At 46.3% G+C, this 23,438-nt stretch carries 20 protein-coding genes; all 20 read right to left on the reverse strand.

Annotation, left to right across the window (positions count from 1 at the left end; translation table 11 throughout):
* Positions 1-18: 18 nt before the first annotated feature.
* The 20 genes from recA to asd all read right to left on the reverse strand — a co-directional run bounded on the left by recA (position 19) and on the right by asd (position 23,339).
* Positions 19-1,062 (reverse strand): recombinase RecA, encoded by a 1,044-nt coding sequence (gene recA / locus ACQE26_RS15295; protein WP_015417498.1) that lies wholly within the window; start codon positions 1,060-1,062, stop codon positions 19-21.
* Positions 1,063-1,233: 171 nt separating this feature from the next.
* The gene (locus tag ACQE26_RS15300) at positions 1,234-2,484 is read right to left on the reverse strand and encodes a competence/damage-inducible protein A (protein WP_500469999.1); all 1,251 of its coding nucleotides are present in this window, start codon (positions 2,482-2,484) and stop codon (positions 1,234-1,236) included.
* Positions 2,485-2,501: 17 nt separating this feature from the next.
* A complete protein-coding gene (gene pgsA, locus ACQE26_RS15305; protein WP_016936065.1) occupies positions 2,502-3,083 on the reverse strand; it encodes a CDP-diacylglycerol--glycerol-3-phosphate 3-phosphatidyltransferase in 582 nt (193 codons plus the stop codon).
* Positions 3,084-3,157: 74 nt separating this feature from the next.
* The gene (locus ACQE26_RS15310; RefSeq protein WP_500470000.1) at positions 3,158-4,045 is read right to left on the reverse strand and encodes a helix-turn-helix domain-containing protein; all 888 of its coding nucleotides are present in this window, start codon (positions 4,043-4,045) and stop codon (positions 3,158-3,160) included.
* Positions 4,046-4,063: 18 nt separating this feature from the next.
* Complete coding sequence (locus tag ACQE26_RS15315; RefSeq protein ID WP_007409819.1) at positions 4,064-4,855, reverse strand: DUF3388 domain-containing protein; 792 nt, start codon at positions 4,853-4,855, stop codon at positions 4,064-4,066.
* 129 nt (positions 4,856-4,984) lie between these two features.
* The gene (locus ACQE26_RS15320; protein ID WP_060962762.1) at positions 4,985-5,242 is read right to left on the reverse strand and encodes a DUF3243 domain-containing protein; all 258 of its coding nucleotides are present in this window, start codon (positions 5,240-5,242) and stop codon (positions 4,985-4,987) included.
* Positions 5,243-5,317: 75 nt separating this feature from the next.
* Entirely contained in the window at positions 5,318-6,046 is a 729-nt protein-coding gene (ymfI, locus tag ACQE26_RS15325) for an elongation factor P 5-aminopentanone reductase (protein ID WP_438422127.1), read from the reverse strand.
* A gap of 58 nt (positions 6,047-6,104) precedes the next feature.
* The gene (gene yfmH, locus ACQE26_RS15330; RefSeq protein ID WP_500470001.1) at positions 6,105-7,391 is read right to left on the reverse strand and encodes an EF-P 5-aminopentanol modification-associated protein YfmH; all 1,287 of its coding nucleotides are present in this window, start codon (positions 7,389-7,391) and stop codon (positions 6,105-6,107) included.
* Positions 7,388-8,668 carry an EF-P 5-aminopentanol modification-associated protein YfmF gene (gene yfmF, locus ACQE26_RS15335; protein ID WP_060962763.1) on the reverse strand — a complete coding sequence of 427 codons (1,281 nt, stop codon included), beginning with the start codon at positions 8,666-8,668 and terminating at the stop codon, positions 7,388-7,390. Before yfmF ends, yfmH begins: the two co-directional genes overlap by 4 nt.
* Before the next feature lie 151 nt (positions 8,669-8,819).
* Positions 8,820-11,939, reverse strand: coding sequence for an MMPL family transporter (locus tag ACQE26_RS15340; RefSeq protein WP_500470002.1), 3,120 nt, complete (start codon positions 11,937-11,939; stop codon positions 8,820-8,822).
* Positions 11,939-12,394, reverse strand: coding sequence for a MarR family winged helix-turn-helix transcriptional regulator (locus tag ACQE26_RS15345; protein ID WP_500470003.1), 456 nt, complete (start codon positions 12,392-12,394; stop codon positions 11,939-11,941). Before ACQE26_RS15345 ends, ACQE26_RS15340 begins: the two co-directional genes overlap by 1 nt.
* Positions 12,395-12,500: 106 nt before the next feature.
* Entirely contained in the window at positions 12,501-13,730 is a 1,230-nt protein-coding gene (bcbE, locus tag ACQE26_RS15350; protein WP_500470004.1) for a bacillibactin exporter BcbE, read from the reverse strand.
* A gap of 111 nt (positions 13,731-13,841) precedes the next feature.
* Entirely contained in the window at positions 13,842-14,567 is a 726-nt protein-coding gene (locus ACQE26_RS15355; RefSeq protein WP_060962767.1) for a GntR family transcriptional regulator, read from the reverse strand.
* A 124-nt stretch (positions 14,568-14,691) separates the two neighbouring features.
* Positions 14,692-17,055, reverse strand: a complete 2,364-nt coding sequence (locus tag ACQE26_RS15360) for an FtsK/SpoIIIE family DNA translocase (protein WP_500470005.1) — start codon at positions 17,053-17,055, stop codon at positions 14,692-14,694.
* Between the two features lie 134 nt (positions 17,056-17,189).
* Complete coding sequence (locus ACQE26_RS15365; protein WP_016936075.1) at positions 17,190-17,399, reverse strand: YlzJ-like family protein; 210 nt, start codon at positions 17,397-17,399, stop codon at positions 17,190-17,192.
* Entirely contained in the window at positions 17,396-18,133 is a 738-nt protein-coding gene (locus tag ACQE26_RS15370; protein ID WP_047474942.1) for a ClpP family protease, read from the reverse strand. Before ACQE26_RS15370 ends, ACQE26_RS15365 begins: the two co-directional genes overlap by 4 nt.
* A gap of 115 nt (positions 18,134-18,248) precedes the next feature.
* Positions 18,249-19,916: a ribonuclease J2 gene (gene rnjB / locus ACQE26_RS15375; RefSeq protein WP_016936077.1), complete on the reverse strand. Its 1,668-nt coding sequence runs from the start codon at positions 19,914-19,916 to the stop codon at positions 18,249-18,251.
* Between the two features lie 179 nt (positions 19,917-20,095).
* Positions 20,096-20,965, reverse strand: a complete 870-nt coding sequence (gene dapA, locus ACQE26_RS15380; protein ID WP_500470006.1) for a 4-hydroxy-tetrahydrodipicolinate synthase — start codon at positions 20,963-20,965, stop codon at positions 20,096-20,098.
* Between the two features lie 30 nt (positions 20,966-20,995).
* On the reverse strand, positions 20,996-22,210 hold the full coding sequence (gene dapG, locus ACQE26_RS15385) for an aspartate kinase (protein ID WP_060962769.1): 1,215 nt from the start codon (positions 22,208-22,210) through the stop codon (positions 20,996-20,998).
* Between the two features lie 88 nt (positions 22,211-22,298).
* The gene (gene asd, locus ACQE26_RS15390) at positions 22,299-23,339 is read right to left on the reverse strand and encodes an aspartate-semialdehyde dehydrogenase (RefSeq protein ID WP_207579515.1); all 1,041 of its coding nucleotides are present in this window, start codon (positions 23,337-23,339) and stop codon (positions 22,299-22,301) included.
* Positions 23,340-23,438 lie beyond the last annotated feature (99 nt).

Consider the following 23,438-nt stretch of genomic DNA (forward strand, 5'->3'; position numbering starts at 1 on the left):
CGCCCTTTGATCGTGCTTTTATTCTTCAAATTCAAGCTCTTCCTGAGTTTCTTCCGATTTTTCCGTAACACCGTTATTGTCCAAACCGTAATGTTCACGGATTTGTTCTTGAATCATCAGCATGATGTCTTTATTTTCTTTTAAGAACTGCTTGGCATTTTCACGGCCCTGTCCGAGGCGTTCTTCTTCATAAGAATACCACGAGCCGCTTTTTTGCACGATATCAAGTTCAGTTCCAAGGTCGATGATTTCCCCTTCTTTGGAGATTCCTTCACCGTACATGATGTCCACTTCAGCCGTACGGAACGGAGGAGCGACTTTGTTTTTTACGACTTTAATTCTCGTTTTATTCCCCATCACGTCGTTACCCTGCTTTAATTGCTCAGCACGGCGCACTTCAAGACGCACGGAAGAATAGAATTTCAGCGCGCGTCCGCCCGGTGTCGTCTCCGGATTTCCGAACATAACGCCGACTTTTTCACGAATCTGGTTAATAAAGATTGCGATTGTTTTAGATTTATTGATGGCCCCGGAAAGCTTACGGAGCGCCTGAGACATGAGACGCGCCTGTAAACCGACGTGTGAGTCACCCATGTCACCTTCAATTTCAGCTTTTGGAACAAGCGCCGCAACAGAGTCAACGACTACGATATCAACAGCTCCGCTTCGCACCAGCGCTTCAGCAATCTCCAGCGCCTGCTCTCCCGTATCCGGCTGAGACAGAAGCAGCTCTTCGATATTGACACCGAGCTTTTGCGCATAAACAGGATCAAGGGCATGCTCAGCATCAATAAATGCTGCCTGTCCGCCTTTTTCCTGAACCTCAGCGATGGCGTGAAGCGCTACGGTCGTTTTACCTGAGCTTTCAGGTCCGTACACTTCAATAATCCGTCCGCGCGGGTATCCGCCTATTCCGAGAGCGGTATCAAGTGCAAGGGAGCCGCTCGGCACCGTTGAAATTCTTGTATCCGTTTTTTCCCCGAGCTTCATGATGGAACCTTTGCCGAATTGTTTTTCTATTTGCTTAAGAGCCATATCTAAGGCTGCCTGACGATCACTCATTTATTTTTTTCCTCCTTTATCTTGCCACTACATATACTATACCTTGTTTACTGACATTTGCCAAGAAAAAAGCGAACGCATATTCGGATTTTTTCCGCGTTCGCTTTTCTTCAAAAGAACATAATTCCCTTCGTAAAAATTAAAAATCAGGGAAAACGCCCTTTTAAAACTTTATTTTTGATCCAGCATTTTTAAAATGAGATGGCAGCCGTATTTAGCGGCGCGCTTTCTGATTCCGGTTCTTGATCCGGCAAAGTTAAATTCTTGCACCTCTTCTTTTCCTTCCGCGGAAATGCCGATAAAGACGCGGCCCGGGGCATGCCCTTCCTGCGGATCCGGGCCCGCAACTCCGGTAAAGCTGATACCGATATCGCTTCCGGTCAGCTTTCTGACACCGGCGGCAAGCTCTCTCGCGCACTCTTTGCTGACCGCTCCGCTATCTGCGAGCGTCTCAGCTTTCACGCCGAGCACCTGCTGTTTCACGCTGTCGGAATAGCAGACAACGCCTCCTGCAAAAAGTTGAGACGCGCCGCTCAAATCAGTCACCCACTCTGAAAACAGTCCGCCTGTAAAGCTTTCGGCAGAGGAAATCGTGATTCCGTTCTGTCTGCATGCTTTTGAAAGCTCCTTCACCAGGGAGGTATCATCATATCCGTAGAAAAATTCACCGACCCGTTCTAAAATGGCGGCTTCCGTTTCTTTTAAAAGCCGTTCTGTTTCTTTTTCATCGGCATGTTTCGCCGTTAAACGCAGCGTGACCTCGCCGTCAGCAGCAAGCGGCGCAATCGTCGGATTCGTCTGCGCGTCAATGATATCTTCTAAATCAGCTTCAAGCTGAGATTCACCGATTCCGAAAAACCGCAGCACGGTTGAAACGATTTTCTCATTTGAACCGAGCTTTTTAAGAAGCAGCGGCTTCGCTTCATTTTCAAACATCGGACGCAGCTCGCTCGGCGGTCCGGGAAGCAGCATATAAAGCCTTGATCCGTGCTCTGCAAGCATTCCCGGCGCCATGCCGAAATGATTCGCCAAAACGTCCGAGCCCTCAATAACGAGCGCCTGTTTGCGGTTATTCGGCGACATGGTCCGTTTTGTTTTCGCGAAATACTCTTCAATCGACCGGAACGCTTCGTCATTCAGAACGAGCGGGCGTCCCATTGTGTTTGCAATGGTTTCTTTTGTTAAATCGTCCTTGGTCGGTCCGAGGCCGCCTGAAAAAATAATCAGGTCCGAGCGCTCTTCGGCAATGCGGATGACTTGCTTAAGCCGCTCCGGATTGTCACCGACAGCGGTGTGGTAAAACACGTTTACGCCGATTTCCGCCAGCTCTTTACTGATAAACTGAGCGTTCGTATTGGCGATCTGGCCGAGCAGAAGCTCTGAGCCGACTGCAATGATTTCCGCTTTTTTTGCTATTTCCATGTTCAAGTCCTTCTTTCTTAGTTAGATGTTTTTAACGCATCCCAGTTCTTCGCAAAATAATCCCAGCCGGAAATGACTGTGAAGAGCACAGCCACCCATAAAGCGATATCGCCGAACGGGAAAGAAACGAGCTCAAACGGGAGATTATGAAGTAAAAGCGCTGCAACAGCGATGATCTGAGCCCATGTTTTAATTTTTCCCAGCATATTGGCGGCTACGACTTCCCCCGTTCCCGCCAGCACAAGTCTTAGTCCCGTTACGGCAAATTCGCGGCTGATGATGACGATGACCATCCACGCCGGCGCCAGGTCAAACTGCACAAGCGTAATTAATGCCGCAGACACAAGCAGCTTGTCAGCCAGCGGATCTAAAAATTTCCCGAAGTTTGTCACGAGGTTCAGCTTTCTGGCGTAGTAGCCATCCACCCAGTCAGTCGTTGATGCGATAATGAATAAAACAGCTCCCGTAAGATGTGCGACCGGAATCGATTCATCCCCTATATGAAGGCTGCCCCACTGAAAAGGAACAAGCATGATAATCATAAATACAGGAATTAAAGCGATTCTTGCCAGTGTGATTTTATTCGGTAAGTTAAACATAAAGCCCCTCCAATAATATGTACTCGGACGTGAAGAAAAAGTCATCTTAATCGTTCAGATGACTTTTTCCCCTTTTATTTTTTCATCTTGATTGTTATGGTCTGCGCCATCACATCATGCGGATTGAGTTCATAGGACAGAACCTCTCCGTTGATTTTAATTTTCAGGTTAGGGGCATAGCCCGTGCGTATTTCAATCTGCTTTTGATCTGTGATGTCTTTTTTGTAGGTTTGGCCTTTTTGCAGCGTTCCTTCTTTTAATGAACCGCCGCTGTCATCACGGACGCGGATCCAAGCGTTGTCGGAAGCAATCAGTTCAAGGTTGTACTTATCAGCTCCGGAAACGTTGTATGAAGAAGCGGAGCCTTCTGTTCCGGCCGCTTTGATCTCTGTCTTTTCACTGCTCTTTTCTTTCTTTTTCTCCTCTGGCGCTTTTTTGTCTTTTTTGCTGTCAGTTTGCGCTCCGTCATTTGTATTGCCGTCGTTTTTCAGCGCAGAATCCTTAGGAATCTCATACTTGCTCTCACTTTGGGGGACGGCCTTATTGCTGTCAGTCTGCCCGGACTTGCTTATTCCAAACTGAATAATCGCATACACGATCGCAATGACGATAATCACACCGATGACAATAAGAACGGTCGGAAGCCATTCCGCCGCCTTTGAGGACTTAGGCAGCTCCCTTTGCATGGCGAGACCGGAGATTTTCTCCGACACATCGTCATGATACGTGTTCGGGATGTCTTTTTTATATTCTTCAAATAATTGGTCTGAATCAAGCCCGACAGCTTCAGCGTATTGCTTGATAAACGCCCGCACATAAAAATTGCCGGGAATGACATCATAGGAGCCTTCTTCCAGAGCGGTTAAGTATCTTTTCTGAATTTTCGTCGCCGCCTGGAGTTCATCCAATGACATCCCTTTTTCCTCTCTGGCTTCTTTAAGCCGGATTGCTAATTCTGTCACAACAAACACCTTCCAATATTAAAAATCAAAGCTTGAAAAACCGGTCTGATCAAATATTTGCGGTTCTTCTGCATGTTCATATGTAATGACTTCGTCAGGATCATTTCTGAGTTCGATAATATAATCGAAATCATCGAGCGTATACTCCGAATTTTGAACAAAAATATCCGGGTGCTCCACGACCTTTGTCGCCGGGAGCCTCATAATTTCACTGACGAGCTGAAGATGGCGCTCAGAGCCCCGTCTTGTCGAAACGATGCCATCAAGGATAAATACGTTTTCCGTGCTGTATTCATCGGCAACCAGCTGGCTGCGGATCGTTTGCTTTAACAGCGTTGAAGATACGAAAAGCCATCTTTTGCTGGCGCAGACGCTTGAGGCAACGATGGACTCCGTTTTTCCGACCCGCGGCATTCCCCGGATTCCGATCAGTTTGTGTCCTTCTTTTTTAAACAGCTCAGCCATAAAGTCAACCAAAAGGCCAAGCTCGTCCCTTTCAAAGCGGAAGGTTTTTTTATCATCGGCATCACGCTGAATGTATCTTCCGTGACGGACTGCGAGACGGTCGCGAAGCCTCGGTTCTCTCAGCTTCGTTACTTTAATGGTCTCCATTGTTTTTAAAATTGATTCCAACCGTTTAATTTGATCTATATGCCGGCATCTGAGCAGCATTCCCCTTCTGGAAAGGTCGACACCGTTAATTGTGACAATATTAATTGACAGCATCCCGAGAAGAGATGAAATATCCCCGAGCAGGCCGGGGCGGTTCACTTGAATTTCATATTCAAAATACCATTCGAGCTTTGCCAAATGATATACCCCCTCCATTGTGGCAAATTTTTACCTTCCTTTATCATAAAACATTTTTCTCTAATTAGAAAGAAGAATGTTGCTCTATAGAGGAAAACATAAAAAAAGAGAGGAGAAAATCCTCCCCTCTTAATGAGTGCTGTTATTTTCAACAAGCTTCACCATCATATTTGCAATGGCGCGCTGTTCATCTTCAGAAGCAACGCTCCAAAGATCAGCAAGCACTTTTTCCTGATGGTTTTTCGAGTCGACTTCGTTCGCAAGGTAACCGCCGATTTCTGTAGCGAGATCAGTGACCGTTTCATCACTCATCCCTTTTTCCTGTGCATAGTTCAATCTGTCGCCAAGGAAATTCTTCCAATTATCCCAGTTTTCTAATACTGACATGTTGGCTTCCTCCATTTCATCTGTTGTTACAAAATTATTTTGTCCGTGCAGATGCAAACTATACACACATTTTTTTCAGCAGTGCCAGCCACCGTTTACCGATAATATATGTCCGGTAATATAGGAAGCCTTCTCCGATAATAAAAACGCTGCCGCTTCGGCGATTTCCTCGGGATTTGCCAGCCGGCCCGCGGGTATTTCCTCTGCCAATGCTTCTTTTTCATCAGACGTAAACTGATCAAGCATATTCGTGTCAACGGCGCCCGGCGAGACTGCGTTCACGCGGACGCCGCTCGGAGCGAGCTCTTTGGCAAGCGCTTTGACGAACGAATGCTGCGCTCCTTTGACCATGCTGTATAACACTTCGCACGATGCGCCTGTTTCTCCCCATACGGAACCGATCGCGACGATGCCTCCGCTTTTTTTCCGGATCATGCCGGGCACCAGATTACGCGCCAACAAAAACGGGCTCGTCACATGCAGCTGCACCATCTCCCGCGCCGTGTCATCCGTCACGTCCGTAATCAGGCCGAAATGACTTTTGCCGCTGTTTAATATCAGAGCGTCCACAGGCTGTTTAACGGAGCGGCTGAGTGTCTCCGCGCCTTCCGGTGAGGACAGATCCGCCTGAATAATAGAGGCTTTTACACCGAATGATGCGCTCAATCTTTCCGCAAGCCTGTGTGCGGCTTCTTTATTAGAATGATAATGCAAAAGCACGTCATATCCGTTTTTTGCGAGGACTTCACTTATACTTTGTCCGATTCCGCCGCTTGCTCCGGTGACGAGCGCTGTCTGTTTCATCAATCAACATTCCTTCTTTCCCCAGAAAAACATCCCTCAGGGCGTGAGGGATGTTTTTTTATGATTTTGGCACGACTTTGCAGACTGTCAGCCTGTCTTCTGACACTTCTTCTTTAATGACCCGCTCTACGTCTTCCAGGGTGATCTGCTCCAGTACGGTTACGACATCAAACAGACTCATATCTAAAAAGGCGTAACGCGTGAATTGGTTGGCGATGTATTCAGGCGAATTGAGCGCTTTTAAAAATGACCCGATTTTCTTTTTTCTCGCCAGGTCAAGCTTTTCCGCAGTCACGGCTGATCCCGCATCAAGCAGCATCTGTTTTAATTCGTCAGCAAGCCTATCCGGCTCCGGTGTATCTCCTCCGACTGAGGCAAAACCGAATCCGTATTCAGCCGTATAATCAAAGCTGAAGGTTTCATCAATGTAGCCTTTGTCGTACAAGTCGCCGTAATGCGGTGAGCTTTTTCCGAAGAGACATTCAAGCATGAGGTTCATGCTGAGCTCGTGCTTCAACAGCTCCCGCCCCGTTTTATAAGGGTTTTTCGCCTTTAAGCCGACAAGACATTTTGAGCCTTGGACGTTCATTTTTAATTCCTGCTCCCGGCGGAAAACCGCTTCCTGCTCCTGAACTTCTTCACGTTTGATTTCAGGCTGATCTGTAAACGGCTTTTTCTCCTGGTTTTTCCGCACCTGGCTGATGATCGCTTCAGGATCTACGGGACCGACGATAAAGAGCAGCATATTGCTCGGGTGATAAAATGTTTCATAGCACTCATACAGCAGATCTTTCGTAATATGTGAGATGCTTTCTACCGTTCCGGCAATGTCAATTTTCACGGGGTGGTCTTTATACATATTTTCGATAAGGCCGAAAAACAGCCGCCAATCCGGATTATCATCATACATGTTAATTTCTTGGCCGATGATGCCTTTTTCTTTTTCCACTGATTTTTCCGTGAAATACGGATCCTGAACAAAATCCACGAGTGTTTCCAGGTTTTTCTCTACATTTGAAGTGCTGGAGAACAGATAAGCGGTTCGTGTAAATGAAGTAAAGGCATTTGCCGACGCCCCCTGCTTACTGAAGTCCTGAAACACGTCGCCGTCCGCTTTTTCAAACAGTTTATGCTCAAGAAAATGCGCGATTCCGTCAGGGACGTGAACCATTTCTTCCTTATTTAAAGGAACGAATTGATTGTCAATGGAACCGTACTTTGTCGTAAACACGGCGTATGTTTTATTAAAGCCCTGTTTCGGCAGCACATAGACATCAAGGCCGTTTGCCATTTTTTCATGATACAGCGTTTCTTGCAGCTGTTCGTAGTTTATCGGTTTAGTCAAGATGCTCCCCCCGTTCCTTTTAAGAAATAAGTCGTATCCAGCTTGATGTTCTTTCCGACATTGATAATGTCCTCTTTCGTCACTTTCTCGATATTGTCAAGGAAAGTTTCGATCGGTATCTCCACTTGGGCTGAAGCCTGCTGATACAGAAATTCCGCTAAGCCGTATGCCGTATCAATCGTTTCTAACACTTGGTTTTTAATAACAGCTTTCGTTTGGGCGATATCGTCGTCTGAAAAGTCACCGTTTTGCATAGCTTGAAATTGTTCTTCAATAATGGTGACGGCCTGCTTATAATTTTTCACTTCAATGCCTGACATGACCATCAGGAGCCCCTTGAAGCTTTCCACCCTTGAGGCTGCATAATAGGCGAGACTCGCTTTTTCACGGACATTTATAAACAGCTTCGAATGAGAGAAACCTCCGAACAGCCCGTTAAACACTTGCAATGCCGGATAGTCCGGGTCTGTGTATGTCGTATTGGTCCGGAATCCGATATTCAGTTTGCCTTGTTTAACGTCCTCTTCATCAATGACTTCCTTCGGGTCAGGCTGTTCGTTCGCCGTGCTTCTTTCTAAAGGCTGCTGCGCCCGTTCGTCCGTTTTAAAATACGTATCAACAGCCGTTTTCACTTGATCTGTGTCAACATCACCGATGACATACAGGTCCAGCTGATCTTCGCGTATGGCTTTTTGATAGGCTTCATACAGATCTTGCGGCGTAATGTGTTCGACATCATCGATCTCGCCGTTGACGTGAAGGGCATACGGTTCGCTTTTGCACATTTCCTGAACGAGACGGAGATTAGAATATCTCATTTTATCGTCATATACGGCTTGAATCCGCTGTTTCAGCGTCCGTTTTTCCTGCGTGACATAAAGGGGCAGGAAGGCGCCGTTTTCCAAAGCAGGCGAAAAGACAAGCTCTGATAAAAGCTGAAGCCCTTTTTCCAATAATGGTGTGCGGTCCTTCAGATATTTTTCATTGGGAATCTCAAGCCGGAACGTAATAACATGACGTTCTCCCTTTTTTGTCAGATCAGCGGAAACGGATGTCCCGTACAGCTCATCGAAGTAAGAACGCAAATCAGCGGTTTTCGGCCGGCTTTCTGTACCGCGGAGAAGCACATGAGGAAACAGCGCCCTTTTTGTTACGAGCTCTTTCGTTAAAGGAGCCAGCATTTTAAACGTCAGTGAAACGGTTTTAAATTTCTCAGTCTTTACGATGTGGGCGGTGATTCCGCCGTGCTTTGACTTCATTTCATTTACGTAAGTCATGTGAAACCTCCTTCGTTCATTCTTTAATAGTATGTATTATGACCAAAATTCAGCATTCGCAAAAAAGAGTGTGCAGATGTAATTATATCAACTGGAGGATTTATAAGGAAACAAAAAACCTCTGCCCGAAAACAGGCAGAGGCATTGTACGTTATTTTTTCAAATTGAAAGGCCACCAGTTGGCTCTTCCGAAGATTTTCACCATGACCGGTACAAAAAACGGAAGGACAACAATTGCATACATGAGGAGGCCGGTTAATACCACGGTTGCAATCTCCAAAAGGGAAAGAACGCCTGACGGCAGCATGGCCGCAAAGGTTCCCGCTAAAATAATTGCTGCCGAAATGATGACCGAGCCCATATTTTTCATACTGCTGATCATCGCGGCTTCCGTTCCTTCTTTTTTCAGCTCATTAAAGCGGTCCATTAAAAAGATGGAATAATCCACACCAAGAGCCATCAGAATGACAAAGCCGAAGAACGGCACGGCCCAGTTTACGCCCGGATACCCGAAGAAGTGAGTAAAGATGTATTCCGTCACCCCGATGGATGCGAAATACGTCAGGACGAGCGAAGCCACTAAATAAACCGGCATAATGAGGGAGCGCAGCATCACGATGAGAATCAGAAAAATACCCGCCAGCATAAACATTGCCGTCCGTTTGAAATCTGAATCCGATACTTCTTTTAAATCGGCATTCATGCTGGAAACCCCGGAGACGCCGAAAGAGGCATTTTTCAGATCGGTGTTCGGAATGATTCTTTTAACGCTCGCTTTGATCGCTTCAATATCTTGAATAGCCGTATTTGAATAAGGGTTGTTATCAAGAACGACGGTTAATTCTGTCGTTTTTCTGTCATCTGACATGTACGTATTAAACACGCTTGTGAAATCGCTGTTTTCCAAGGCTTCTTTCGGCACAAACCAGCCGGCCATTTCTTTGTCTGACGCCTTATGAAGCTCACCCAGATAATCATTCGCCCCCATCATGCCGCTCGACACTTTCTTAAGCCCTTTTACACTATCGTTAAGTCCGGAAGAAAGATTGCTGAGCTGGGAAGAAAAATCACCGAGACCGCTCTGCATTTTTTTCTGCCCCTCCGCGAGCTGCCCTGCCGCCGATTCAAGGCGCGGCATTTGTCCGGCAAGAGCCCCCTGGCCGTCTGACACTTGCTGAAGGCCGTTTTCAATTTGGGTCAGACCGTTAATCATTGCGTTAATTTGGGTGTCAATCTTTTTCTGGGCGGCTGACAGCCGGGAAAATTGTTTTTCCGCTTGCTGCAGATGATCCTTTTGACTGTCAACCTCTTTAGAAAACGCTTCTGCGTCTCTATTTGCTTTGGAAACGGCTGACTGTACATCCGTAAATGCCGATTTGATCACTTGATAGGACGGATCGGCTTTCACTGCCGGTATCGACGCTTCCAGTTTTGCAAACGGCAGCTGATTAAGCTGTTTGTTCAAATCAGCAAGCTGCCTGCTCGCTTCATTTTTCATCGGCAGAACGGTTTTGACCAGCTTTAAAGCGTTTTGCGTTTCTGAAGCGAGACCGCTGTTTTGGCTGAGCTGCATAGAGAGCATTTGTTTCTGTTCTTCAATCTGCTTTCTCATTTGAGCAACGCCGGCTTTATTCTTATTGACGCCCGCCTGCAGTTTATTCAGGTTTTCTCCTATATCAGAAAGCCCGGATTTCAGAGACAGTGTTCCGTCAATAAGCTGATTGACGCTTTTTCCCGACTCTTCGATCTGCGGCTGTGAATCAGCTAACGACTTTGCGGCATGCCCTAATCCGTCCGTGATTTTTTCAAGTCCTGTATTGCCTTTATCAAGCCCTTCTTGAAGCTGCTTTGCCTGATTTGTGACAAATAATTGATTCAATCCGTTTCCCGCAGGGCGCGTGGCGCTTCTGACCGTTTTCACACCCTCTGTTTTTTCAAGTTCTCTGCTGATTTTTTCGATATCAATCAGGTGTTTCTCAGTATTTAATTTGTCGTCATTTTTGATGACGACTGTCGCCGGCAGAAGTTCTCCGGGTCCGAATGCGTTTGAAATTGTATTAAACGCGCGGACAGATTCATATTTATCCCCGATTTCGTCAAGGCTGTTGTAAGATAGAGCGCCTTTGTAAAGAAGGATAGGCGGGACGGTAAATACCGCCACGATCGCCAGACTGATGAGCGGCCTTTTAAATGAAAACCGCCCTGCCGTTTCCCATGCTTTGCTTTGCGGATGGGAAATATCGCCCTTAACAGGCCAAAACAGTCTTTTTCCTAAAACAGCCATAAAAAACGGCACAATCGTCATGAGTGCAAGCAGCAGCACCGCGACGCCGACCGCAACGGCAGCTGCCGACTGATACAGTTTAAATGTCGCAAATCCGATGCAGGCAAATCCGATCAATACCGCTCCGCCGCTGTATAAAACCGTCTTTCCGGATGTTTTATAGGTCACAACGATCGCTTCTTTTATATCAGCCCCGTGAGACAGTTCTTCTTTAAAGCGGCTGAGAAGCAGGATGCAATAGTCGGTGCCGATTCCGAACATAATCGCAACCATAAAAATCTGCGTAAAGGTTGAGAGCGGGAAATCCAGCTGATCGACTAAAAATGCGACAATGGACTGGCTGACTAAATAAGAAATTAATACAGATAAAAGCGGCACAAACGGAGCAACCACTGATCGGAATACAAGAATCAGCACGATCAGGATAAAGGCAACCGTAATATATTCGGTCTTTTTTAAGCCGTCCTGCGAGCTTTTCAGCACATCTTCGTCAATCAGGGACTGGCCTGTGATGCCGTATGATACGCCGTACGGTTTCAGTTCTTTATCAATTTTGTCTTTTATTTTGATGATGTCATTTTTTGATGTATCAAGCTGCAGCTGAACGAGCATCGTTTGTCTGTCTTTTGACAGCAGCTGTTTTTTGACGTCTTCATTTTTTTCCCCGAAATATGAGGTCACCGTTTTAATATGAAGCGCTTTTTTATGTTCAGATAAAGTGTCCACAGCCTCTTGCAAACGAGCTTTTTTGTCTGTCATTAAGCCTTTCTCGTGAAATACGATGACGGCTGAAGAAGACGGTGCGTCTGAATCAGACATTTCATCAAGCAGTTTATGGGCGTAAGAAGAGGAATATCCGTCCGGTACGGAAATCTGGCCTTTCTCCCGTGTCAATTCAGCCATATCAGGCGCTGTAAGCATAAATATCACCGTTGCGGCGATCCATGCCGCGGCGATGATCCAGCGGGCTTGGATAATCTTTTTCATTATGTTTGCCGATCCTCCTCTGTCATCATCAGTCGATATAATTTTTCGTATGTATTAACGAACATTTCCGCCTCGTCTTCATCAAAATGCATAATGTATGAACGGACGAGATCCTCAATCCGCTGCTCCACTCGGTGAAATACTTCCGTCCCCTTTTCCGTAACATTTAACAGAATGCTCCGGCGGTCGCTTTCGCTCCGTTCTCTTTTGATGTATCCTTTTTCATACAGGCGGTTCGTCATGGATGTAATGGCGCTTTTGTTGACGTGGCATACCGCTGCCAGTTCAATTGATTTGCAATCGGGATTGAGCATAATATAGCGGAGTATGTAATATTGATCCAATGTCAGCTCTTTGTTCACTTTTTCGGCGATAATGCTGTCAATTTTTTTTAAGACGTGCAGGTATACATCGGAATAACGCTGAATGAGCTGTTTTACTTTTTCTTCATGCACCTTTTCCCCCTCCTTTAATAGTAGTTAATATGTTTAACTATTAAAGAATAACGAGCTGACGGTATCATGTCAATATTCAGAATCAAATAAAAAAAGACAGTGCAGATTACACCGTCTTTAATGATTCCTTTTTTTCTTTTGCTTGTGAAGAGATATTTAACAGCGCTAAAAATACTGATACAATGCCGCAAAAAGCGGATAAAATGAAAATCAGCCAGCCTGCATTTGACATCAGCGCAGCAAATATCGGCGGTCCTGCCGCTACTCCGATAAACCGCATGCTGTTATAAAATGAGGTGATGGTTCCCGATTCCTCGTTGTCTACGCCTTCTGTGATGACAGCGTCTAACGCCGGCAATGCCATTCCGATTCCGGTACCGCTTACACAGAGGAAGATAAATAATAAATAAAAACTGTGATTCCACCACAGGCCGATAAATGACAGTGTCACGGCACTCATTCCAAAAACAATGCAAAACTTCATTCTGCCTTGGTCTTTCCCGATTTTTCTGCCTGCTATATATGAACTGACGGATAGAAATAAAAGCGGGATTGCTAACAGCGCTCCTTTAGCCACACCGTCAATTCCGTACTTCTTCTCCAGCGAGTCTGATAAATAAAACAGAACCCCGAACAGCAAAAACATAATCACGCAGCCGATGATAAATACCGTAAAGAGCCAGCGGCCGTCCCGCTTAAATATGTGACCTACATTTTTCACGAATTCGGAAATAGAAGGCACTTCTTTTTGTTTCTCCGGCTTTGCCACCAAAAACAAAACGAGAAAAAAACTGATGAGCGAAAAAAACGGAATGAACCAAAACGGCATAAACCAAAACCAAGCAGCCAAGAGCGACCCGAGAATCGGGCTTAGAACTTTCCCGGCTGTGTTAGACGTTTCAATGTCGCCGAGCCCCGCGGTAATCCGCTCATCATCCCCCTTGAACAAATCACCGATAAACGGCATCACAACAGGAGCCGCCCCTGCCGAACCGATTCCCTGAAGCACCCGTCCCGCCAAGATAATGGGATATGGATGCTTGAACGCGGTCGAAGCTATCGCAGCAATCGCGCCGCCCGCACCGGCTATGAGAAGACAAGGCAGAAGGACCTTTTTTCTTCCGAATTTATCGGACAGATATCCGGCAATCGGAATACAAATAATCGCCACAATCGAATATACCGTTATAATTAACGATACTTGAAAAGACGATATGGACAGCTTCTTTTCAATCATCGGAAGGACGGGAATCAGCATCGAATTCCCGAGTGTCATGACGAGCGGTACAGAAGCCAAAGCAATGATATTTTTCGTTCCATTTTTCTTCTTACTCAACTTATTCACCCATTCACTATACTTGGTTGTTTCCTGTTTTATTGTGCCTTGCGGCAAACAAAGTATGTACGAACGGCGCAAATAAAAAAACAGACACATGACGCGTCTGTCTTAAAAACGTTTTCTGACAACATGAAAGCTGAACTTATCAGCCCGGAAATAATTTAATGAATACAGCACAGGCTCATCATGCTGATTATAGTGGGTTTGTTTCAGCAATAAAAGCGCCGTCTCCGGTTCGCATTCCAAAACCGGTGAAATCGTATCGTGGTATCCGATCGGTTCAATATCAGCAACGGCATAGCTGATCACAGATCCGGAGTTTTTTTCCAAGAGATCAAAAATGGACTCCTGTTCATGACAGAAAGAATTCGGCAGAATGTCCATCGGAATCGTATCCAGACAGTAAACGACCGGAGTGCCGCTTGCCGTTCTCACACGCTCCAAATAAAAAAGCTCCTGCTCAGGCTCAAGCCGGAATCTTGCGATATCTTCATCAGACGGTGTAATAACCTGAGACGACAAAAAAATCGTACCCGGCACCATGTTCGCTTGCTGAATCATTTTCGTCACACTGTTGAGCTGTTCAATACCTGAAAGAAACAGCGGTTTTGTATGGACGAAAGTGCCCACACCGTGCCTTCTGATAATCACATGCTCCTCTTCAAGGATACGTAAAGCTTCACGCAGAGTTGCCCGGCTGACACCCATCGATTTTGAAAGCTCAAATTCAGAAGGAAGCTTTTCCTTTTCGGTGTAAATTCCGTTTTGTATATCCTCTTTGATTCGCTCAATCACTTTTAAATACAAGTGACGATTGTCAGCTTTTGTAGACATGTTTCCCCTCCGTAAACCACTTTCATAAATTATTGAACAATTGGGACAACTATATCATGTTTTGATAAAAAAATAAATAGGAATGATTTTGGCGGTATCATTTTAAGCGAAAGCTCTCTCCTTTTTAAGAAGAGAGCTCATCATATTGTTCTTTTGATAATAGTACTTCCCTCGGTCTGCTTCCTTCATACGGCCCGACGACGCCCCGTTCCTCCATTGCGTCGATCAGACGCGCGGCCCTCGTGTATCCGATTCTGAACCGTCTTTGAAGCATGGAGACAGATGCCGTCTGCATACCGATAATCAAATCGACCGCTTCGTCATACAGATCATCCGTCACTTCACTGTGTGTTTCCGCGGTTTCTTCCGGAATCATTTCTTCTTGGTACTGCGCTTTTTGCTGTGTGATGACATGATCTACGACATGCTCAACCTCTTCATCCGATAAAAATGCTCCCTGAACACGCACCGGCTTATTCGCGCCTACAGGCAGAAACAGCATATCTCCGCGGCCCAGAAGCTTTTCAGCGCCGCCCATGTCTAAAATCGTCCGTGAATCGGTCTGAGATGAGACGCTGAAGGCAATTCTCGACGGAATGTTGGCTTTAATCACTCCGGTAATGACATCGACTGAAGGCCGCTGTGTCGCGATAATCAAATGAATGCCTGCCGCCCGGGCCATCTGTGAAAGTCTCGTAATCGAATCTTCCACGTCGGAAGAAGCGACCATCATCAGATCGGCAAGCTCGTCAACGATGACGACGATGTACGGCAGTTCGGGCTGCTTTACTTCTTCTTCGGCATTTGACCGCTTGATATGGTCGTTATAGCCTTCTATATTTCTCGTGCCCGTATGGGAGAACAGTTCATAGCGGCGCTCCATTTCATTGACGACCTTTTTCAAAGCCTGTGAGGCCTTTTTCGGATCTGTCACGACCGGCGCAAGCAGATGAGGAATGCCGTTATACACATTCAGCTCAACCATTTTCGGGTCAATCATCATCATTTTCACTTCATGCGGTTTGGCTCGCATCAGGATGCTCGTAATAATACCGTTGACACAGACGCTTTTCCCGCTTCCCGTGGCCCCAGCGACGAGCAGATGGGGCATTTTGTTCAGTTCGGCAAGCACAGCCTCCCCGGAAATGTTTCGCCCCAATCCGATCAGAAGCTTCGCATCCGGCTTGTCGTTGAGCTTGGATTCGAGCACTTCTTTTAACGAAACCATCGCGACTTCAGCGTTCGGCACCTCAATGCCGATTGCTGATTTCCCCGGAATCGGCGCTTCTATCCGGATATCCTTCGCGGCAAGCGCGAGCGCGAGGTCATCACTCAGATTCACGATTTTACTGACTTTGACCCCAACGTCCGGATAGACCTCATATTTTGTGACCGCCGGACCGAGATGAACCTGTGTTACTTTTGCCTTTACGCCGAAGCTTTGAAAAGTCCGTTCGAGTTTTCTTGCATTCTCGTAAATGTTTTTCTTATCGGTCTGCTGGCCTGTATGTTTCGGGTCAGCCAGAATGTCCAATGAAGGCATTTGATAATCCTTGTTTTCAAGCTCTGTAAACGTCATGGGCGGAGCCGCAGCCGCCGGTTCGTCACTGTCTTGAGCGCCGCCGGAGGGCCCTTCTTTTACCATTTGAGCCGTCTCCTGCGTCTCTTCAGGAATCACCGGTTCGTCACGCTTCTCCTGACGGTCTGAGAAGCTTGAAATAATCGGCTCTGAATGGATGAGCGGCGAAATGATTTCCTCATCCTCTTCTTCCGGCTCAGGCACTTCTTTTTTCTTTTGAACCCGTTTTTGTTTTTTGCCCGATTTGGTTTTTGTTTTCGGCGAAGACATGTTCGTTCTGACCGTTTTCATATCCTCAAGAAATGCCTGCCATTGACCGCGGATAAACCGGCCGACGGGGCTCGTCCACTTTTTGAGCGTTTCCTGCAGTGAACGCCCCGTTACAAGAATCAGCCCCATTAAGATCAGCACGATCGCCATGATCTGTGAACCCGTTGATGCAAATAAAAAGTGGGAAGCTGCAAACAGTACCGCACCGATCATACCGCCGCCCAAATCAGGCGAGGCGGCCTGCTGTTTCATATCCATCATAAACAGCTCCCACGTGTTGCCGATGACACTTGCGGACCGAATCGACCCGTGATGAGACAGATTTTTAAAGAGCTGTACGTGAGACAGCAGCAAAATACTGGCGATAATACAGTACAATCCGGCTTTCCTTCTCGTTAAAAGACTTGGACTCTTCTTTTTCCAAAACAGCGAAATTCCCAGAAGGAAGAGCGCAATTAAGCATAAAATAAACCACTCTCCGGCAAAAAAACGGAACAAGTACACAAATGTCTGTCCCACAACGCCGAGCTGCAAAACAGCAATAATCGAGATTGCAACGCAGAGCAGTCCGCTTAGTTCGTATTTTAGATTGAGCTTACTCTCTTGTTTCTTTTTAGATTTCCGTTTTTTCTTTGCCACACTCATCACCTTACTGCATTAAAAAATGTAAAATCATACATCATGAAGAAAAGCAGCCTTTTACCGGCTGCGTTTTTCTGTAGGATTCCCCTATTATAGCATATTTTGCCCCCGAGAAACGGACTGAATGCCGGTTAGATTTTCAACTTGATTTTTTGCCCCGGGGCGATGTCCGGATTCAGAAAATCCATCGGGTTCGTACTTAAAATCTGTACGACTTCAGCTTCATTTCCCTTCATTTCGACTAACAGCGGCACACCGGCATAGTCTACCTGTTCATGCGCGCTTTGCTCTCTTTCCTGACCGTAAACGACTTCTTGAGGCATGACGGTATAAAGGATCATTGAATCATCATTCCTTCCTCGCCCTTTCGTTCTTCAATCAGCTGATTCAGCTTTTTTATCGCCTGTCCGACGCCGCCGACGGCATCAATTAATCCGTAATCAGCCGCATCTTTTCCGACTACATTCGTTCCGATGTCCCTGGTCAGGTTTCCCTTTGAAAACATCAGTTCTTTGAATTTTTCTTCGGAAATATTTGAATGATGGGTCACAAAGTTGACGACCCGCTCCTGCATTTTGTCCAAGTATTCAAATGTTTGCGGAACCCCGATAACCAGACCTGTAAGCCGAACGGGGTGAATGGTCATAGTCGCTGTTTCCGCGATAAAACTATGATCACATGACACGGCGATCGGAACACCTATCGAGTGTCCCCCGCCGAGTACGATTGAAACGGTCGGTTTTGACAAAGATGCGAGCATCTCTGCAATCGCAAGCCCCGCTTCCACATCACCGCCGACGGTGTTTAAGATAATCAGAAGTCCTTCAATTTTCGGATTTTGTTCAATGGCGACGATTTGCGGAATGACGTGTTCATATTTGGTTGTTTTATTTTGCGGCGGCAGCTGGACATGCCCCTCAATTTGGCCGATGATTGTCAGACAGTGAATATTGGTATCTTGCGACATTTGCGGCAGAGATGTCTCTCCCAGCTGCTGAATTTTGCTCATAATGCTGTCTTTCGCATCTGATTTTTCGGGCTGCTGTTCTTCGGTGTTTTCCATACGATGATCCATTTTATCTTCACCCTTTCCGAATGTCTCTTTGTATTATGAACAAAGAAGCGGGTTTCCATCCGGGAGATGAACAAAAACAAAGCCGGAGCATCATGCGCTCCGGCTTTTGTGTACATTATACTTCCATAATGATCGGAATGATCATCGGTTTGCGTTTTGTTTTTTCATAAAGGAATTGGTTCAGCGCATCGCGCATGGCTTGTTTCAGCGTGGACCATTCTACGGCGGATGTTTCCGTCGCTTCTGTCACGATTGACCGGACGAGCTCAGTAGCTTGTACAATTAAGCCTTCTGATTCTCTGACATATACGAAACCGCGCGTAATGATTTCAGGACCCGATACGAGGTTCTTTTTCTGCTTATCAAGCGTAATCACGACAATGAGAATGCCGTCTTGTGACAATAAGCGGCGGTCTCGCAGCACGATGTTGCCGATGTCACCGACACCTAGGCCGTCAATCAGAACGTTTCCGTACGTGACTTTATCCCCGATTTTCACATTCTGGCCGCGAAATTCAACGACGTCGCCTTTTTCAATTAAGAAAATGTCGCTGCGTTTCATGCCGATTTCTTCAGCGATTTTGGAATGCGCTTTTTGCATTCTGAATTCACCGTTAACCGGAATTAAATATTTCGGTTTTAACAAATTAAGCATGAGTTTTAATTCTTCTTGCGAACCGTGACCGGACACATGCACGCGTTTTTGGGCGAAAATAACTTGAGCCCCGGCGCGGACAAGCTGGTTGACGGTTTTGGAATATACCAATTCATGTCCCGGAATCGGTGTTGATGCAATGACAACGGTATCTCCTTCTTCAATGTTAAGCTGCTTGTGCGCCTGCTTGGCCATCCGCGTAAGAGCGGCTAACGGCTCACCATGGCTTCCGGCTGTAACAATTGCCACTTCCCGTTTCGGATATTTTTTCACATCCTGCACCGGAATGAACAATTCATCTTCTGCTTCAATATAGCCGAGCTTGCGCGCAAGCTGAAGCACGTTTTGCAGATTTTTTCCGGCGATTGCGAGTTTGCGGCCGTTCTGGGCGGCAGCCTGAATCACTTGCTGAATCCGGTTGATATTAGACGCGAATACGGCAACGATGACGCGGTTGTCTGAATTGTACATCGCATCGGAAATTTCACCGCTTACATGTGCTTCTGACGGAGTGTATCCCGGGCGCTCCGCATTGGCGCTGTCAGAAAGCAGGGCAAGCACACCGCCGTTTCCGATTTTGGCGATTTCGCCGATATCACATGATTGGTGATAAGCAGGCGTCTGGTCAAATTTGAAGTCTCCCGTGCATACAATAGAGCCAAGTGATGTTTTAAAGCTGACTCCCACTGAATCCGGAATGCTGTGGATCGTTTTAAAGAACGATACTTTTGTTGATTCAAATGTAATGACTGATTTGGAGTGAACTTCACGTAAATCAGCTTTTCGATTATGCCCGTACTGCTTGAGTTTTTCTCTCAGCAAAGCAAGCGTTAGCTTCGTTCCGTATACCGGCACCGACAGCTTGTTCAATAAATAAAAGACGCCTCCGATGTTTTCATCGTGTCCGTGTGTCAGAAAAATGGCCTTCACGCGGTCAGCCCGTTCTACCAAGTAAGAAATATCCGGAATCACGACATCAATACCGAGCATTTCATTTTCAGGGTGCATGAGCCCCGCATCTACTACAAATATGTCCGAGTCAATTTCAATGACATATAGGTTCTTCCCAATTTCTCCGACACCGCCAAGGGCGATAATTCTGACGTTTTCTGTATTTTTCTTTTTCAAAATCTGTATCCTCCTAGTCTCATACCCGTCCATCATCACTTGTTCCTATTATAACTGATATCAATTTTAGAAAACAAGAAGAAGCGGAAGGTTTAGGGAAAACCAATATGTAGACAAAACGGTCAAACTCACGATAAAAATGAGAATGACCGCGTATTTTAACTGTATAAATTTTTTTCTTACAGTTCGCTGATGACGCTGCTCAGGCTCAGGCGTTCATCTTCATCCAGCGGAATAAGAGGAAGACGCACAGATCCGACATCAAGGCCCTTCAGCTGAAGCGCCGTTTTGACCGGAGCCGGATTAGGCGCTTTAAAGAGCTCCTTCATGATCGGGAGAAGCTTCTGATGAATCAGTGCCGCGGTTGCCGTCTGCCCGTTTGTATAGTTTTTAATCATTTGCTGCATGTCAGAACCTACAATATGGCTGGCCACTGACACGACTCCTCTTCCGCCGACTGCAAGAATAGGAAGGGTTAACCCGTCATCACCTGAATAGACGTAAAAATCTTCCGGTGTTTCGGCGATGATTTTCGTAATCGCGTCAAGATCACCGCTCGCTTCTTTAATCGCAGAGATATTCGGAATCTCCGCAAGTCTGATGGCCGTTTCCGGCGCAAGCGAAGCGACCGTTCTGCCCGGCACGTTGTAAAGCATAACAGGAAGAGACGTTTCTTCAGCTATGGCTTTAAAATGACGGTACATGCCCTCTTGGGAAGGCTTATTATAATAAGGCGTGACAAGCATAACGCAATCGACGCCGGCTTCTTCAGCTTTTTTTGTCAGTTTGATGGAGTCTTTCGTATTGTTGCTTCCCGTACCCGCAATAACAGGCACGCGTCCGTTCACTTCTTTGACTGTAAATTCAAAGAGTGCAATTTTTTCTTCCGTTGAAAGTGTCGGAGATTCGCCGGTCGTCCCTGCGACGACTAAAGAATCCGTGCCGTTTTTCAACAAATAGTCGATTAATGTAGACAGTTTTTGAAAGTCTACATTCCCTTTACTGTCAAAAGGGGTAATCATCGCTGTAGAAATATTTCCGACATTCATTTTTTTCACCTCATCATGATTCAATCACATTTACTTTGAAAGTTCAAACACTTCATGCAGCGCATTTACCGCCGTTACCATATCTTTTTCATGAACGAGCACCCAGATCGTCGTATGGCTGTCGGCTGATTGCAGAATCGGAATGCCTTTATCTGAAAGTGCGGAGACAATTTTTGACGTAACACCCGGCACACCCATTATTCCGGCACCGACCGCTGACACTTTCGCACAGCTTTCCGTCACTGTCGGTTCATAGCCTAATTCGGCCAAAATGCTGCGCGCGGCTTCCGTTTTACTGCCTGATACGGTATAAACGATTTCACTCGGCGTAATGTTAAAGAAATCTACGCTGATGCCGGCGTTCGCCATTGCTTTAAAGACTTCTGTCTGAACATTGTATTGCCCCATTTTGGCGGGAACTTTAAATTGCGTTACGTCTTTTACATGAGCAATTCCCGTGATCAGCCGTTCGAACACATCGCTGCCGACGTTAGACGAATGATGGGACGTCACCAGAGTTCCTTTGTCTTTTGAATAAGTCGAGCGCACGCGGATCGGCACCTTTGCCTGCATGGCGATTTCCACCGCGCGCGGATGAATGACTTTCGCGCCCTGATAGGCAAGGTTGCAGATTTCCGTATATGTGACATTCGGAAGCGGCTTAGCATTTTCCACGATTCTCGGATCAGCTGTCATGACGCCTTCGACGTCCGTAAAAATGTCGATAAACTCAGCATCAACCGCCGCGCCGAGCGCCGCTGCTGATGTATCGCTTCCTCCTCTGCCGATCGTCGTCGTGTCGCCCTTTTCAGTCGCTCCCTGAAACCCTGCCACAACGACGGCTTCATGGCTGGCGAGTGTCGCGAACAGCCGCTCTGTTTTCATTTCTATAATTTTGGCGTCAGTATGCTGGGCATTGGTTAAAAAGCCGGCCTGGGCTCCTGTTAAAGCTGCGGCTTTTATGCCGTTTTCCTTCAGCATGCTGGTAAAAACAACAGACGAAATCGTTTCTCCGCAAGACAGAAGCATATCCTGCTCTCTCGGAGAAATGTCGGACTGGCTGCCGTAAAGAAGCCCGATCAAAGAATCCGTCGCGTACGGGTCTCCTTTTCTTCCCATCGCCGATACGACAACGACAACTTTATATCCTTCACTGATGGCATCTTTAATGTGTGCTAACGCAAGCTTGCGGCCTTTGTCATCTTTTACGGATGTTCCGCCGAATTTTTGAACAATGATTTTCACTATTTTCACTCCAAATTAGTCTGACGTAACAGAAGAGAGCAGGCAGAGCCATACTCTCTTCTGTTCGCCTATAGAAAATACGTTTGTTTTATACGAGGTTCAGTTTTTGCAGGCTTTCCGCAATTTGAACTGAGTTCCAAGCGGCGCCTTTTAACAGGTTATCAGAAACAACCCACAAATGAAAACCGTTTGCTCTATCCAAATCTTTACGGATTCTTCCTACAAATACATCCCGTTTGCCGACGCAATCAGCAGGCATCGGGTAAAGCTGCTCCGCCGGATCATCCTGAAGCGTAACACCCGGAGCCTCTTTTAAAAGCTGTTTAATGTCTTCTGCGGTTGCGTCATCACGGTCAAGCTCAATGTAAACAGATTCTGAGTGTCCTGTTTCAATCGGCAGTCTGACACATGTCGCAGCCACTTCCAGCTTCGGCATATGCATGATTTTTTTCGTTTCATTAATCATTTTCATTTCCTCAAACGTGTAGCCGTTATCTTGGAATTTATCAATTTGCGGAATGGCGTTAAAAGCGATTTGATAATGCTTTTTGTCCCCTTTAACCGGCATAATGGACGGTTCTGCAGGCTCATTGTTTAAAATCGCCTTCGTCTGGCTGTACAGTTCTTTCGCCGCTTCATTGCCGGCTCCGGACACAGCTTGGTAAGTAGATACAATGACTTTTTTCAAGCCGTATGCTTTGCGGATCGGTTCAAGTGCCGCCACCATCTGAATCGTTGAACAGTTAGGGTTGGCGATAATGCCGTTATGTTTATGCAGATCACCTTCGTTCACCTCAGGCACTACAAGCGGTGTATTTTCATCCATGCGGAATGCGCTGGTATTGTCAATTACGATAGCTCCCCGTTTTACAGCCTCAGGCGCCAGGCTTTGTGATACGCTTCCGCCGGCGCTGAATAACGCGATATGAACGCCTTCGAAGCTTTCCGGAACAGCTTCCTGCACTGTATACTCTTCGCCTTTAAACGTTACTTTCGTACCAGCAGAACGCTTTGAGGATAGTAGTGTGAGTGTTTCGATTTCAAAGTTTCTGTCTTCCAATGTTTTCAGCATTTGCTGCCCTACGGCTCCCGTCGCTCCGACAACTGCTACGTGTAATCCTCTTCCCATCTGTAAAACTCCTTCCGCCAATTAAGCATCATTTGTTGAATTGACTTTGCATTTTACGTTTTATTTTACCATAGAATAGTCACGGATTGACCGAATTTT

The organism is Bacillus sp. 5RYD7K (assembly GCF_059831465.1).